Source organism: Bradyrhizobium sp. ma5, assembly GCF_042258955.1.
Lineage (GTDB): Bacteria > Pseudomonadota > Alphaproteobacteria > Rhizobiales > Xanthobacteraceae > Bradyrhizobium.
The window spans coordinates 4,631,278-4,645,401 of sequence record NZ_CP170156.1 but is presented as its reverse complement, the minus strand read 5'-3'; the positions used below and the strand labels follow the sequence as shown (position 1 = coordinate 4,645,401).

Genomic DNA, 14,124 nt, shown 5'->3' with positions numbered 1-14,124 from the left:
GGATGCGATCACGGCCGGGATCACGATCGCGATCGCGCTCCGATTAGGCGACGGACGGCAGCCCGCGGCAATTGTCCCAAGGTGCAGCATCAATCGTCCGCTTCACCGAGAGCCCCACGGTCACATTGATTCAAATCAAGCGTCGGCCCCCGCCGGCTGACAGTCTGGGCTGCACATGATCTGGAAGCCGCTCGTGATTTGCCAGCCGTTGGATCACGACTGCCTTATCACCCCGATGGAGGACATCATGAAGAACACCAGAACCTTGCTGGCTTTGACCCTGCTTGCGAGCGCGACCGGCGTTGACGCGAGCCAGGCCGCCCCGCTGCCGACCAACATCGCGGCCATGAAAGCCGCGGTCGACAACAGCGCCGTTCAGGTCCGATGGGGCGGATGGGGCGGTGGCTGGGGCTACCGCGGTTGGAGAGGAGGCTACGGCGGCTGGGGCTATCGTGGATGGGGTTATCGCGGATGGGGCGCCGCCGCAGCCGGGGCGATCGTCGGCGGAGCCATCGCAAGCTCCGCCTATGGCGGATACCCCTATTACGGCGGCGGATATGGTTACGGCTCCGGCTATTGCCCGCCTTATGGAGGATATGGAGGTTACGGATATTACGCCCAGCCGCGCGCCTATTACGGATGGTAGATCGGTCGTCGGGCGCTATGCCGGCTTACAGGGAAGTCACCGCAGGCCCAGCAACGATCGCCGATAGCCGCTGTCGCGGGCTTCGTTCCTGCACACGTAACTGCCGTCGAAGCCTCTGGCATAACGGCTCTGTCCCTTGAGATAATAGCGTCCGCGGCGGAGATCGAGCCAGACCACGGTATCCCCGGGACAATGCCGATGCGCCTGGGCCTCATAGCGGAATGGTGTCAGCGGTAGCGCGACCGCCTCTTGTGCGCAGCAGAACAAGAAGGTCGTGACACAGGCCCCGATACCGAGCCTGGCCGAACAGCGGTCTCGACGTCCGGTCGAATTTGCAATTATTCTGAAGCGCATTCATCACCGCCGGGAGTAGCCGTCTCGTGCTGAAATGGTGCTCATACTGCCAACGCTTCACGGGCGAAGCACCTGAATACGGCGATTTCAGCATCACGCACGGCTTGTGCGCGGATTGCGAAGCGAAGCACTACTGGTCCCTCGAGGGGCGCGAGCTCGCGCATGCACAATTCCTCCGCGATATCTTCGGCCGCCTGTTCATTGCCGGGCGCAACAACAACGTCCAAACCGCGAAAGCTGTCATCGACGAGGCAATCGGTGCAAGCTGCCGGCCGGTCGACATCCTGATCGGCATGATCGCCCCGATGCTGTATCAGATCGGTGAGGATTGGAAGACCGGCGTACTCAGCGTCGAAGGCGAGCATCGTTTTACTGCCTTCTGCGAGGAGGTCATCGAACTGATCACGGCGAGGATGAGCGCGCTCGGCCAAGCACCGAGAGCCTCGCCCTCCGGTCAGTTCCTGCTCATGAATGCGCCGGGCAACACCCACACACTGGCGATCCGCATCCTCGCGCTCTGGCTCGGCAGCCGTGGAGTCCACGCCGAGATCGTTGACGGTCCCGTTGACTTCGCTGGACTGCACAAGCGTCTCGTTGCGACCAAGCCAAGATACCTGCTGATCTCAATGGCACTGGCTGAACAACGCGAGGCCGTTGCCGACATTGCCAGACGAGTTGCCGCGCTCCCTGCGTCGGGCCGGCCACATGTGATCGTCGGCGGCTATGCCGTCAAGACCGGGCTCGTGCCTGCGGTTGCCGGCGCCGATCTCGTCACCGACATCAGCTCGCTCGACTTCGGGTAACGGCGCGCTCAGGGCGATAGCAATCCGAATGCAATCGCCATGGTCGACACGGTGCCGGCCACGACAACAATCATCCTGAAAGCAAAATCGCCGTCGATGGCTTCAAGCCAATAATTCAACCAACCGCGAGCGCGGCCTGCACGAACGATTCGACTAAATTTGTCGCCGCCGTTCCTCATGATCGTCATCGTAGATCACGTGGAAATCGGATGACCAGTGCAGCTTGTGCCACGCGATCGAAATCACTTGCGACAGCCTGGCTAACCCAATCGGGCTATGAGAGCCGGGCCGTTGACGACGCGACATCTGGACAGCTGAATGGTGACAACCGTGGCCAACCGTCGCGCCGTAAATCAACGGGTCTCTCCGCCCGTGGAACTCAGTTCATCAGCGCCTCGCGCCTGCGCCCTTCCCTGTCGCAGCTTCATAGGCATCGCGATAGCCTCGGGCGATCGCCCGGACGCCGCGTCCGATGTCGTCGTAGACATCATCGGGGAGGTTCGCGAGCGACACGCGAAGCGACCATTCGGGGGCATCGAAGCCACCTCCGTTCAACAGCACGATCCCGTGGGCCTCGGCCAGCCTGAACGCGAGATCCAGCGGGTGGACGTTCTTCTTGAGATTTTCGACGGCATCGTCGCCGATGTTCTTTCGGGCCCAGAACTCGAAGTCGATCAGGGCATAGTAGGCATCATAGTTCGGATTGGGGGTCAGCTTGTCGGCGAGCCCGAGCCCGTCGAGCAGCGACCACAGGCGCTTGTTGACGATCTCCATGCAGGCGGCCTGATAGGCCTTCTTCACATCCAGCATCTCGGCGAGCGAGAACAGGCTCATCATCACCTGCTGCGGCAACGACAGTCCCGCGGTGTGATTGAGCGCCACGTCGCGGCTGTCGGCGACGATCCGGTCGATCAGCTTGAGCTTGCGCGGCTCGAGCGTCAGCGGCCCGTAACGTTTGTCGAGCGCCTTCACGGCCTCGTCCGGGAGCTTGGCGATCTTCTTGTCGAAGATATTGTCTTCGTGGATCGCGATGGCCCCGAGCCGCCATCCCGTGCAGCCGAAATACTTCGAATAGGAGTAGACGCCGATGGTGTTGTGCGGCAGCTCGCCGAGCAACGAACGGAAGTTGTGCACGAAGGTTCCGTAGACGTCGTCGGTGAGGATCATCAGGTCGGGACGCTTGGTCTTGACCAAATTGGCCAGCTTGGCGATCGTCTCCTTGCTCAACGCCATCCCCGGAGGATTGGACGGATTGACGACGAAGAAGGCCTTGACCTTCGGATCTTCCAGCTTCTTGATTTCCTCGTCGGTGAACTGGAACTTGTTTTCCTGCGGAGCCCTGATCTGAACGACCTTCAGATCGTAGTCCTCCAGGTGCGTCATCTCGATGTAGGGCGTGAAAATCGGCGTCGCCAGCGCAATCGTATCACCGGGCACCAGCAGCCGATTGGCCTTCAGCGACTTGAAGAGGTAGCACATCGCCGCCGTGCCGCCCTCGACCGCATAGATGTCGAACTTCCCGGCCGGCCGCGGCTCGCCGCAGACCGCCCACATCAGATATTCGTGCACGATCCGTTCGTTGTGCACCAGCATGCGATCCGGCACCGGGTAATTGTCGCCGATGATCGAGTCGACGAGTTCGTGGACGAAAGCGTCGGGATCGAAGCCGAATTTCTTCACCGCAAAGGGCAGCATCTCGGTCAGGAAGCTCGCGCCCGGCATGTCCTTGTGCTGTGCGAGCCAGGCCTCGAACCGTCCGGCAATGCCCTTTGCCTGAGCCATGCCTCCGATGCCTGCCGGGTGCTCCATCACCCGCTTGCTCTCGGTCATGGCGAACTGTCCGAGCAGGAAGAAGCCTTCACGCGGCGTCGTGGCCACCCAGTTCGGATTGCCCCGCCCGGCGTTCAGGAAGGGCATCTGACTCCGCTTCGAATTGCTCTTCGCGAGGTTGATCAGCTCGTCCTTGATCTCGAAGGGGCTCAACGCCTCGAATTTCTTTAAGGTCAGAAGATCGGCCATTTGATACTCCCGGGACGATGCAAGGTGTTGGAATGGAGGTGGACAGGCGCCTTGCGCTCAGCATGAGCGGCGGCCGGTGACGAGCCTTGATCTATGTCAACGGTTTCGTGCCGGCCTTGCGATCGCAAGCAGCTCACGCGTGCGTTGTCGGCAAGACAATGAAATCACGAGGCTGTCGCACTCGCGGTTGACATAGATCAACATCCACCTCGTCGGCCACCGTCTGATGTCGATCGATACAGTTGCTCGCCCTTTTCGGCCCCCTGCGTGAGATCGAAGCGGGCGCATGCCGAAGCCCCGGGACAGCATGAACGGGTGACATCATGATCGATTGGTTCTTCCAGACGCTCCGCACCTATCCCGAAATCGCGATCTTCCTCTCGTTGGCCCTGGGCTACTATTTCGGATCCTTCACCTACAAGGGTCTCGGCCTCGGCGCCGTCACCGCGACGCTGGTGGCCGCGGTCATCATCGGCCAGATCGGCATCACCATCTCAGGTCCGCTCAAGCCGTTTTTCTTTCTGATGTTCCTGTTCGCGATCGGTTACGGTGTCGGACCGCAATTCGTGCGCGGCATCGCGCAGGACGGCATTCCGCAGGCGATTTTCGCGGCCGTGGTTTGTGTGTTCTGCCTTCTCTCGGCGTATTTCGGCGCGAAAATCGCCGGCTATGACGTCGGATCGGCCATCGGGCTCTATGCCGGCTCGCAGACGATCTCCGCGTCAATGGGGCTCGCGACCGACGCGATCAATCGCCTTGGCCTGCCGGCGGACGAAGCCAAGAAGCTGCTCGATGCGATGCCGGTCGCCTATGCCGTGACCTATATCTTCGGCACGGTTGGGTCGGCGATCGTCCTTGCCCTGCTCGGGCCCGCGCTGCTCGGCATCGATCTCGAGACCGCCTGCAAGAGATATGAAGAGGAGCATGGCGGCAAGAAGGAGGTGGGCGGTCCGGGTACGGCCTGGCACCAGTTCGATTTGCGTGCCTATCGCGTCAGCGAACGCGGGCCGGTCGTCGGCAAGACGGTCGAGCAGGCCGAGGCGCTGATCCCCGATCATCGCATCTTCATCCTCCGGCTTCGGCAAGCTGGCAAGATCATGGAGGCAAGCTCCGGCACTGTGATTCACGCCGGTGATGTCGTCGCCGTCGCCGGCCGCCGCGACGTGCTCGTGCAGCTGATCGGCGAGCAGGCCGAGGAGGTTGACGATCGCGAACTGCTGGCGGTGCCGATCGAGGGCGTCGATGTCTACGTCACCAGCAAGGACGTCGATGGCAAGACGCTGGCGGAACTGGCGAAGGAACCGGGCGCTCGCGGCGTATTCCTGCGCAAGATCGCCCGGGGCGCGATCGCGACCGAGATACCGATCCTGCCGAACACGAAGATCAACCGCGGCGACATCGTCACCCTGGTCGGCCGCACGTCAGATGTCGCGGCCACCACGAAGCTGCTGGGCCGGCCGGATCGCGCGACCGACGTTGCCGACGTCGCGTTCATCGGGGCGGCCATTGCGATCGGCGCGCTCATCGGCGCCTTCGTCTACAAGATCGGTAGCGTGCCGCTCACCTTGTCCACCTCCGGCGGCGCGCTGATCTCCGGTCTGTTCTTCGGCTGGCTCCGATCCGTGCACCCGACGTTCGGCCGCATCCCCTCACCGACCGTGTGGTTCATGAACTCGGTCGGCCTGAATGTCTTCATTGCCGTGGTCGGCATCTCTTCGGGACCGGGATTTGTCGCCGGATTGCAAAAACTCGGCTTCAGCCTGTTCCTCTGGGGCGTCATCGTGACCACGGTGCCGCTGATCCTGGCGATGTTCGTCGGCAAGTATCTGTTCCGCTTCCACGACGCGATCCTGCTCGGATGCTGCTCCGGCGCGCGCACGACCACTGCATCGCTCGGCATGATCAACGACCGCGCGAAAAGCCAGATACCCGGCCTCGGCTATACCGTCACCTACGCGGTCGGAAACACGCTGCTGACGATCTGGGGCATGGTGCTGGTGATGATGATGACTTAGCCGCGGCCCGGAACATGTTGATCTGGCTGCAGCAGTTTCTGGTCCGCTATCCGGAGCTCGCGCTGTTCCTGGTGATCGCAGCGGGCTACTGGATCGGAAGCTTCAGGATCGGCGCTTTCAGCCTCGGCCCGGTGACGGGCTCGCTGTTCGCTGGCCTTGCGGTCGGCGACTTCGCGCACGTGCCCGTCTCCAGCATGACCAAATCGTTCCTGTTCCTGCTGTTCCTGTTCGGGGTGGGCTATTCGGTCGGTCCGCAATTCGTGCTGGCGATGAAGCGCGACGGGCTGAAGCCGGTGCTGATGGCCGTGGTCGTGAGCCTCACCGGCCTTGCGGCGGCGATCGTCGTGGCACGCGTGCTGCGACTTGACCCCGGCTTTGCGGCCGGGCTCCTGTCAGGTGCGCTCAGCCAGAGCGCCGCAATGGGTACGGCGACCGACGCAGTCAACTCGCTGCCTTTGTCCGACGCACAGCGCGCGTTGTTCGTCTCGCACATCGCGGTGGCCGATGCGGTTTGCTACATCTTCGGCTATGCCGGCGTGATCACATTCTGCACGATCGTCGTCCCGGCGCTGCTGAAGATCGACCTGAAGACGGAAGCGCTCAAGCTGGAGCAGGCCCTGGGGATCACGCGCGCCAAGCCCGGTCTGGCGTCGGCCTGGCGCAAATTCGAACTGCGCGGCTACCGGCTGGATGATCACGCGGCGATCGCCGGACTGACGGTTGCCGCCGCCGAAGCCCGGGTGCCCGGACAACGCGTGTTCATCCACCGCATTCGCCGTGGAGAGCACATCCTCGAGGCGGAGCCTGGAATGACGCTCGCGGCAGGCGACGTGATCGCGCTGTCCGCACCGCGCCAGACCATTGTGGAACTGATCGGACCGCGCGGCGAAGAGGTGGAGGACCGGGAACTGCTCGATATCCCTCTGATCTCGGCAGACGTGTTCCTGATCAACCCGAAGCTTGCGGGCACCAATCTCGAGCAAGCCTCGGAACAGAGCTGGGCTCGCGGCCTCTATTTGCGCTCGTTGAGCCGAGGTGGAGAAGCGCTCCCCGTCGCCGCCGGGGTCGTCCTGCAGCGCGGCGATCTGCTTCGCATCGTTGGTCCTGAATCAGTGGTGCAGAATGCGGCCAAGAGCATCGGCGTCATCGTTGCGCCGAGCACCAGCATCGACTTCGTGGTGCTGGGGCTCGCGATTTTCCTCGGCGGCCTCGTCGGTGTTCTCGTCAGCTTTACGGTCGGCGGCATCAACATCTCGCTAAGCACCAGCGTCGGCACGCTGCTCGCTGGACTTCTGGTTGGCTATCTCCGCACCCGTCTGCCGCATTTCGGCCGGATCCCCGACGGCGCCATCAGCCTGATGACGTCGCTCGGACTGGCGGCCTTTGTCGGCCTGACCGGAATTCATGCCGGCCCGATCTTCCTTTCCGCCATACGCGAGTCGGGCATCGGCCTGCTTCTGGGCGGCATGATCGTCACCCTGTTGCCGCAGATCGTCGGCTTCTGCTTCGGCCATTTCGTGCTGCGCATGAATCCCATCCTCCTGCTCGGTGCATTGACCGGGGCACAGACGGTCACGGCAGCGATGGCCGCCATTCAGGAGCGCTCCGGCAGTTCGGTGGTGGTGCTGGGCTATACGCCCGCCTATCCGATCTCGAACATTCTACTGACCACCTGGGGATCGGTCATGGTGGTCGCCGTCGCTGGATGAGTCATTTCTGGACGGCATTGGCACGATCGCCCAAGCCACGCATTTCCGTTCAGCGACGACCGGAAAGCCCCGTAGAGTCCCGGGTCGCCCTTCGCTGTCGGGTGCGGGAGCCTTTCCGCTCCTCCTGAAGGCGGGGCAAGATGGACACTGCTGCTATCGGCGATCCATGAGCGCGGAACGCAAGGGTCAGTCCGGCCGTTCCGAACCGCTTGACGCGCTCAGGGGGCTGGCCATCTCGATGGTCATCGCCCGGCACTATTTCGGCTTCAAATACGGCATGCTGGGCGTTGATCTGTTCTTCGTCCTCAGCGGCTTTCTGATCGGCGGCATCCTGCTGGATAGCCGCGAACAGCCCGGCTATTTCTCGTCCTTTTATGGACGGAGGGCGTTTCGGATCCTGCCGCTCTATTGGCTGCTGCTGGCGCTCGTGCCGCCAGATCACTGGGGCTACTACCTGTTCTTCATCCAGGCCATCCCGTGGCTGGAGTTCGGCTATCCGCAGTCTGACCTGACCTTCGTCACCTGGACGCTGGCCATCGAAGAGCAGTTCTATCTGATCCTGCCCATCCTGATTTACTGGCTGCCACGCCGATGGCTGATCCCTACCATTTGGGCGGGTGTGCTGCTGGCGCCGGTCTGGCGCTGGCTGTTTCACGCCTATCTGCCCGACCATTCCTGGCAGTTTCTGCTGCCCGGTCGCCTCGATGAACTGTTCGGCGGCGTCCTCCTCGCCTGCTTCATGCGCGGCTACTGCCGCTCCCGCTCCGTGTGGATGATGCTGGCCTGCGTGCCGCCACTTTGCGATGTGGCGTATGCCATCGTGGTTGAACCCTTCGGCTTTCTCTCCATCGCAGCATTCGCATGCTGCGCGATTGTGTGGTTGGGCGCCAACATGGAACGGACAGAACTGCTTCGTCCGTTCGTATGGCCGGGACGCAGATGCTATTCGCTCTATCTATTCCACATGCTCGTCTACGATGTGTTCTTTGACTTCGGCCGTCCGCTTGCAGGGTGCCTTGCACTTCCGAACCCCATGCCGACGGGGCCGCCGAAGTCATGCATGACCAACGTGATGTCGGCGAGATCGAGCGCAACGACCAGCGCTTCGAGATTGTCGACATGGTCCTGCAGCCAATAGCTGCGCTCCGCCGGCGTCGCACTCTTGCCGAACCCCATGTGATCCGGAACGACCACGCGGTGCGTGGTGCTGAGGAGTGGCACGAGATGGCGAAACAGATAGCCCCAGGTCGGTTCGCCATGAAGGCAGAGCACCACCTCGCCGTCCCGCGGGCCTTCGTCGAGATAGTGCATCCGGAAGCCCGGCGCCGAGCTGAAATGCGGTGCGAACGGAAACGTGCCGTCGAAGGTGGCGTCGGGTTGGATCATGGCTGGCCTCGAGTGGTTTTCAATTGAAACCACCCTGTAGCGCTTGAGGTTTTACTTTGCAACCGATATATCGAGCTCCGACTCGGGCGGTCTTTCGGGACCGCGCCACCGATTCACGACGTGGAATGAGGAGCGTCAGGCGGAGCACGATGGCCAAGCGAGTGAGCCACAGGGACTCGATATGCGGCGTGGCCCGGCCGCTGGACGCGATCGGCGATTGGTGGTCGCTGTTGATCGTGCGCGATGCATTCGATGGGCTGCGCCGGTTCGGCGAATTTCAGAAGAGCCTCGGGCTTGCCAAGAACATCCTCTCTGCCCGGCTCCGCAATCTGCTGGCGCACGGAATCATGGAGACCGTGCCCGCCGCGGACGGCAGCCCGTATCAGGAATATGTGCTGACCGAAAAGGGACGCGGGCTGTTTCCGCTCCTTGTCGCGCTCCGGCAATGGGGTGAGGACTTCTTCTTCGAACCCGACGAAGCGCATGTGCTGCTGGTCGACCGAAAGAGCGGGCTGCCGGTGCGCCGCCTCGAACTGAGAGCGCAGGACGGACGCGTCGTTGGTGCAGGAGACACGATGGTGCGGCTGCCGCAGACTTCACCTGAGAACGGCATCGCGTGAGACGCGCGTGCGCCACGCAGGAGCGCTGTCAGCAACCGGATCTTAACTCTCCTTGCCGCAGCATCCGCGCGTGGAGGTTCGACCAATGCAGACATTCCGGATTTCGCTGAGCGATGGGACGCGAAAATTCCACACGGCGATTCAGGCGCCGGATCCCGCGTCCGCACGCATCAAGGCGGCCTACTTCTTCGACATATCGAAGTGGCGGATCTTGAGTGTGTCGCTGAGCGGAGCCAGCGCCGCCGCCGCGTAGTCGCTGCGCGCCCTACGCCATCCGGTCGAGTTCGGCCGCGGCAAGGTTTGCAATCTGCAGGTCGATTTCGGCAAGCGGATCGTCATCGCCGAGAAACCATGCTGCCGACAAGCCGGTCCAGGCGACGATCCATGACAGCAAGCGCCGGCGATCCAGCCTTGCTGCTTCCACGACGATGTCGAGACGCCGCGTAAAACGTCCGGGTTCGGTCGCGACCGGCCGTGTCGGATCGGCAAGATCCGGATTGGTGAAGATGTTGGCGAAGTCGAAGCCACGCTCGCCGACGAGATGCTTGGGATCGATCGCGAGCCAGCCGCGCGCGCCGAAGTCGAGCACGTTGTCATGGTGCAGATCGCCATGCAGCACCACGATCTCGCTGACATCGCCGAGCAGTGCTTCGGCGACGGCAGCCGATCGGTTCAGGATGCCACCGTGCGCCCTCGCCGCCGGCCACAGTTCGCGAAACCAGTCCCTCAATGGCGTCAGGTCCGGCTGCGGTTTCGTGCGCCGGGCGTGAAGCCGATCGGCCGTTGCACAGAGAATTCTGCAGGCCTCATCGTCTTGGCCGGTTCGCGCCATGTCGCTGAGCGAAGCCGAGCCCATCGCCCGTTCGAGCAGGAGCGCCTCGCCGTCACGGGCAAGGACGCGCGCCGCACCGTCGCCGTCCCACCACTCCATGACGATGGCGCCGAGGCGTTCGTCCGGCTCGTGCGAGAGCTTGAGCATCGCCGGTTCGCCGAACTGCCGCACCGGCAGCAACCGTGCGGCGCGCGTCACGATCGGGTCGCCGTCGGGGACAAGGCTCCAGGCCGAGAGATAGGGTTCGAACATCGGGCGGGCTGATTGGGTGATCAGGGGACGTACCCGTCGTTGTAAGCATTGCCTGCGCGCGCCGCCACGCTGGTTCCCTGCGGCGCATCGTGGCAGCGCCGTGCCAACCGGTTCCTGGCCGCCCTGCCCATGTTGGCTGATGACAGCCCCCACCCTTCTCGCGCTACAATGTCGCAGCCGGTGTGATGGAGGGTGTGGTGATGCCGCGAAAGGGAATAACCGGACACGACGATTGGGCGGTCACGGAAGCGCTGGCCACCGCGCTGGTCGCACTCGAGCAGTTGCCGTCGAAGCATCAGCCGCGCGCGCATATGGAGGACGTGCGGAAGATCCTGACCGCGAGATGTGAGGCCGGCGCCGTCACGCTGCATCTTGCACAAGCCAAGTGCCGGTTGTTTCCCGATACCGATCCCCTGACCATCTATGAGGAATACGGCCTCAAGGACGGGCTGGGATAGCAGCCGCCGTCGCGGCGGCCCCTGAAAAGCCCCGGTAAAGATCGAACGGCTAGTCGTGGCTGACGCGCCAGATCGTGCCGTTGCCGTCTTCGGAGACCAGCAGCGCGCCGTCCCGCGCCACGGTGACACCCACCGGACGGCCCCAGACCTCATTGTCCCCGACGACGAAGCCGGTGACGAAATCCTCGTACTCGCCGGTCGGCACTCCGTCCTTCAGCCTGATGCGAATGACCTTGTAGCCGGTGCGCTTCGCGCGATTCCACGAGCCGTGTTCGGCTGCAAACGCATCGCCGCGATATTCGGCCGGAAAACTGCTGCCGGTGTAGAAGGTCAGGCCGAGTGAGGCCGAGTGCGCCTGCAACAGCACGTCGGGAATCGTGACCTTGTCCTTGAGGTCGGGCCGCGCGCCCGTATGCGCCGGGTCTTCGTTGGCGCCGATATAGTACCAGGGCCAGCCGTAGAACGCGCCCTCGCGGACACGCGTCACATAGTCGGGCACCAGATTGTCGCCGCGGCCGTCGCGCTCGTTGGTCGAACACCAGGGCGTACCGCTTCCGGGCTGGATCGCAAGTCCGACGCAGTTGCGGATACCGGTGGCGAACAGTTTCTGGTTCTTGCCGTCGGGATCGAAGGCAAGCACAACCGCACGTTCGGTTTCCGATCCCCAGGCAGCGCCAAGCGCGTGATCGCGACTCCAGTTTTCGATACCTTCCGGCGCCCGGCCAAGGCCCTCGCCGGCGTTGCCGGCGGAGCCGACCGAGACCAGCATCCGTTTGCCGTCCGGCGTGAATACGATGTCACGCGTCGAGTGGCCGTAGCCGTGAGGAAGGTTTGCGACGATGCTCTCAGGCTTTCCCGACGCCTTGAGATCGCCGTTGCGGTAGGCAAAGCGCACGACGCTGTCGGTGTTGGCAACGTAGAGCCATTGCGGATTGTCGCCGTTTGGAAAGAACGCGATGCCGAACGGCCGGTTCAGTCCGGTTGCGTAGACCTCATTGGTCGCCGGCCTGGTGCCGCCGTCGGCGCTGCGCAGGACACGAATGCGGCCGGAGCTGGTTTCCACGACGAAGATATCGCCGTTGGGCGCGGTCCGCATGATGCGCGGACCGCGCCCAACGGCAAACAGCTCGACCTTGAACCCCGCCGGCACCTGCGGCACCGCCGATGCGGGGCGCGACACGACGCGGGACGAATTGCTGCTAGAAGCCGTTGCGCCCGGCTTGGGCAGGTCCTGCGGCGTGATCAGGCGCACCGTGCCGGGTCTGTCGCGCTGCCAGTCGCCGAAGGCCTCCGCGCCCTTCAGCACAGGTTCCGCGCCCGACCGCGCGATGCTGGTCGCTAGGAGGATGACGACGGACATGCTCACGCCGGTAAGATTTGTCTTACGCATTTGCTCCTCGCGCGAGGTCCCTGTCAGACGCGAAGCTCATAGCGCAGTTCGCGCGCAAGCTGCGTTCACAATGTCGTCTGCATCAATGTTCATTGGAAGGCGCCGTGACAGCGACAGGCGAGCGCTCCGCAGGATGCGCTACACGGCCCGGGACCTGACCATGGGCTTGCGCTCGGCTGCCGACGGTTCGCGAAACGCCGGCGTGTCTCCAACAAGCGGCTTGAGAGGAACCGTGAGCCGGCAGATCAGGCCCTCGGCACGCCAATCGAAGTCGGCCCGTCCGCCGAGTTGGGTCTCGATGCTGGCGATGACACTTCGTGTGCCGAAGCCTTTCTGCTTCGGCTTGGTCACCGGAGGCCCGCCGGATTCGACCCAGGCCAGGATCAGCGTGTCGTCCGCCACTTCCCAGGTGATCGCGAGCCGGCCCGGCAACACCGACAGGCTGCCATATTTGGCGGAGTTGGTGACGAGCTCGTGCAGCGCCAGTGCCAGCGTCTGCGCAGTCGCGGGCTGCAACTGCACCTCTCCGCCGGCGATCTGGATCTGCCCGGCCTCGGAGTAAGGCGCGATCTCCTCGGTCACGAGCCGCCGGACTTCGGCGCCCTGCCAGCTCGACAGCGACAGCACGGTGTGAACCCGCGCCAGCGCCGTGATGCGGCCCTCGACCGCCCGCACATAGGCGGTCACGTTCTGCGCGCGCGTCAGGCGCACGATCGACTGCGCCAGCGCGAGCGCGTTCTTGGCGCGATGGTCGACCTCGCGGGTCAACAGGCTCTGCCGTTCCTCGGCCTTCTTGCGATCGGTGATGTCGACGGTGACGCCGCTGACCCGCACCACCCTGCCGTTCCTGTCGCTGGTCGCCGCAGCCGTGCCGACGCACCAGCGGATCTCGCCGTCCGGCCGCACCACGCGGAATTCGGCCTCATAAGACGTGCGGCCGTTGTCGAAACCGGTCCAGCCCTGCCGGAGTTGTTCGACATCGTCGGGATGAAACAGCGCCTGGATATTGTCTGATGTCAGCGCGAAGGACTTCGGTTCGACGCCGAAGATCTTGTATTGTCCCTCGTCCCACATCCAGTCGCCGTTGATCCAATCCCAGTCCCACGAGCCCATCTTGCCCGCGGCAATCGCCATGCTGCGGCGCGCCTCGCTCTCAACCAGCCGCGTGGTCGATTGCTCGAGCTCGGCGGTACGCGCGCGCACCCGGTCCTCGAGCTCGGCATTGAGGCGTTCGAGTTGCCGTGTCTTGCGGTAGAGTTCGGCGAACACCCGGATCTTTGCGCGCAACACTTCCGGCACAACCGGCACCGGCACGTAATCGACCGCGCCCATCTCGTAGCCGCGCAGCCGATCGATGTCGCTGACCTGGATTGCCGAGATGAAGATCATCGCGGTCTTCTGAAAGCGCGGATGCTCGCGGATCATCGCGGCGAGTTCGAAGCCGTCGAGCTCGGGCATGCAGACGTCGACCAGGATGACCGCGACTTCGTTCTTGAGCAGGAACTCGAGCGCCTCGCGGCCCGACGAAGCGGCGACGAGCGTTTCACCGAGCTCCTTCAGGATCACCTCATAGGCCAGCAGCTTGGCCGGCTGGTCATCGACCAGAAGGATGTTCACCTTTTCATGGTCCATCATGTTCG

14 protein-coding genes and 1 pseudogene are annotated in these 14,124 nt (G+C 63.4%); 8 read left to right on the top strand and 7 right to left on the bottom strand.

Features of this window, described 5'->3' with window-relative positions; all coding sequences use genetic code 11:
* Nucleotides 1-247 precede the first annotated feature (247 nt).
* Nucleotides 248-646: a hypothetical protein gene (locus ACE103_RS21465; RefSeq protein ID WP_375774794.1), complete on the top strand. Its 399-nt coding sequence runs from the start codon at nucleotides 248-250 to the stop codon at nucleotides 644-646.
* Nucleotides 647-682: 36 nt separating this feature from the next.
* Here ACE103_RS21465 and ACE103_RS21460 read toward each other — a convergent pair whose 3' ends face one another.
* The gene (locus ACE103_RS21460) at nucleotides 683-1,000 is read right to left on the bottom strand and encodes a hypothetical protein (protein ID WP_375774793.1); all 318 of its coding nucleotides are present in this window, start codon (nucleotides 998-1,000) and stop codon (nucleotides 683-685) included.
* Between the two features lie 26 nt (nucleotides 1,001-1,026).
* Between ACE103_RS21460 and ACE103_RS21455 the strand changes: the two genes are divergently transcribed.
* The gene (locus ACE103_RS21455) at nucleotides 1,027-1,803 is read left to right on the top strand and encodes a B12-binding domain-containing protein (protein ID WP_375774792.1); all 777 of its coding nucleotides are present in this window, start codon (nucleotides 1,027-1,029) and stop codon (nucleotides 1,801-1,803) included.
* Between the two features lie 8 nt (nucleotides 1,804-1,811).
* Here ACE103_RS21455 and ACE103_RS21450 read toward each other — a convergent pair whose 3' ends face one another.
* Both ACE103_RS21450 and aspD read right to left on the bottom strand, forming a co-directional pair.
* Complete coding sequence (locus tag ACE103_RS21450; protein ID WP_375774791.1) at nucleotides 1,812-1,991, bottom strand: hypothetical protein; 180 nt, start codon at nucleotides 1,989-1,991, stop codon at nucleotides 1,812-1,814.
* Nucleotides 1,992-2,190: 199 nt separating this feature from the next.
* Entirely contained in the window at nucleotides 2,191-3,822 is a 1,632-nt protein-coding gene (gene aspD, locus ACE103_RS21445) for an aspartate 4-decarboxylase (protein ID WP_375774790.1), read from the bottom strand.
* 323 nt (nucleotides 3,823-4,145) lie between these two features.
* Here aspD and aspT (ACE103_RS21440) point away from each other — a divergent pair, with 323 nt between their 5' ends.
* The 3 genes and pseudogenes from aspT (ACE103_RS21440) to ACE103_RS21430 form a co-directional block, all read left to right on the top strand.
* On the top strand, nucleotides 4,146-5,837 hold the full coding sequence (aspT, locus tag ACE103_RS21440; protein WP_223975043.1) for an aspartate-alanine antiporter: 1,692 nt from the start codon (nucleotides 4,146-4,148) through the stop codon (nucleotides 5,835-5,837).
* A 14-nt stretch (nucleotides 5,838-5,851) separates the two neighbouring features.
* Nucleotides 5,852-7,546 carry an aspartate-alanine antiporter gene (gene aspT, locus ACE103_RS21435; RefSeq protein WP_375781155.1) on the top strand — a complete coding sequence of 565 codons (1,695 nt, stop codon included), beginning with the start codon at nucleotides 5,852-5,854 and terminating at the stop codon, nucleotides 7,544-7,546.
* Nucleotides 7,547-7,712: 166 nt separating this feature from the next.
* Nucleotides 7,713-8,492 (top strand): annotated as a pseudogene (locus ACE103_RS21430) (acyltransferase family protein); the annotation flags it as partial.
* A 26-nt stretch (nucleotides 8,493-8,518) separates the two neighbouring features.
* Here ACE103_RS21430 and ACE103_RS21425 read toward each other — a convergent pair.
* Nucleotides 8,519-8,857, bottom strand: coding sequence for an alpha/beta fold hydrolase (locus ACE103_RS21425; RefSeq protein ID WP_375781154.1), 339 nt, complete (start codon nucleotides 8,855-8,857; stop codon nucleotides 8,519-8,521).
* A 224-nt stretch (nucleotides 8,858-9,081) separates the two neighbouring features.
* Between ACE103_RS21425 and ACE103_RS21420 the strand changes: the two genes are divergently transcribed.
* Both ACE103_RS21420 and ACE103_RS21415 read left to right on the top strand, forming a co-directional pair.
* A complete protein-coding gene (locus tag ACE103_RS21420; protein WP_223975049.1) occupies nucleotides 9,082-9,552 on the top strand; it encodes a helix-turn-helix domain-containing protein in 471 nt (156 codons plus the stop codon).
* A gap of 85 nt (nucleotides 9,553-9,637) precedes the next feature.
* The gene (locus ACE103_RS21415; protein WP_298372499.1) at nucleotides 9,638-9,805 is read left to right on the top strand and encodes a hypothetical protein; all 168 of its coding nucleotides are present in this window, start codon (nucleotides 9,638-9,640) and stop codon (nucleotides 9,803-9,805) included.
* Between the two features lie 12 nt (nucleotides 9,806-9,817).
* Here the strand turns inward: ACE103_RS21415 and ACE103_RS21410 are convergent, their stop codons facing one another.
* Complete coding sequence (locus ACE103_RS21410; protein WP_375774789.1) at nucleotides 9,818-10,636, bottom strand: aminoglycoside phosphotransferase family protein; 819 nt, start codon at nucleotides 10,634-10,636, stop codon at nucleotides 9,818-9,820.
* Nucleotides 10,637-10,836: 200 nt separating this feature from the next.
* On the opposite strand from ACE103_RS21410, the gene ACE103_RS21405 reads away from it, so the two are divergent.
* Nucleotides 10,837-11,094, top strand: coding sequence for a hypothetical protein (locus ACE103_RS21405; RefSeq protein ID WP_223975052.1), 258 nt, complete (start codon nucleotides 10,837-10,839; stop codon nucleotides 11,092-11,094).
* Nucleotides 11,095-11,143: 49 nt separating this feature from the next.
* Here ACE103_RS21405 and ACE103_RS21400 read toward each other — a convergent pair whose 3' ends face one another.
* Together ACE103_RS21400 and ACE103_RS21395 are read right to left on the bottom strand one after the other, a co-directional pair.
* Nucleotides 11,144-12,454 (bottom strand): PQQ-dependent sugar dehydrogenase, encoded by a 1,311-nt coding sequence (locus ACE103_RS21400; protein ID WP_375781153.1) that lies wholly within the window; start codon nucleotides 12,452-12,454, stop codon nucleotides 11,144-11,146.
* Between the two features lie 168 nt (nucleotides 12,455-12,622).
* The gene (locus tag ACE103_RS21395) at nucleotides 12,623-14,116 is read right to left on the bottom strand and encodes a sensor histidine kinase (RefSeq protein WP_375781152.1); all 1,494 of its coding nucleotides are present in this window, start codon (nucleotides 14,114-14,116) and stop codon (nucleotides 12,623-12,625) included.
* Between the last annotated feature and the right edge of the window lie 8 nt (nucleotides 14,117-14,124).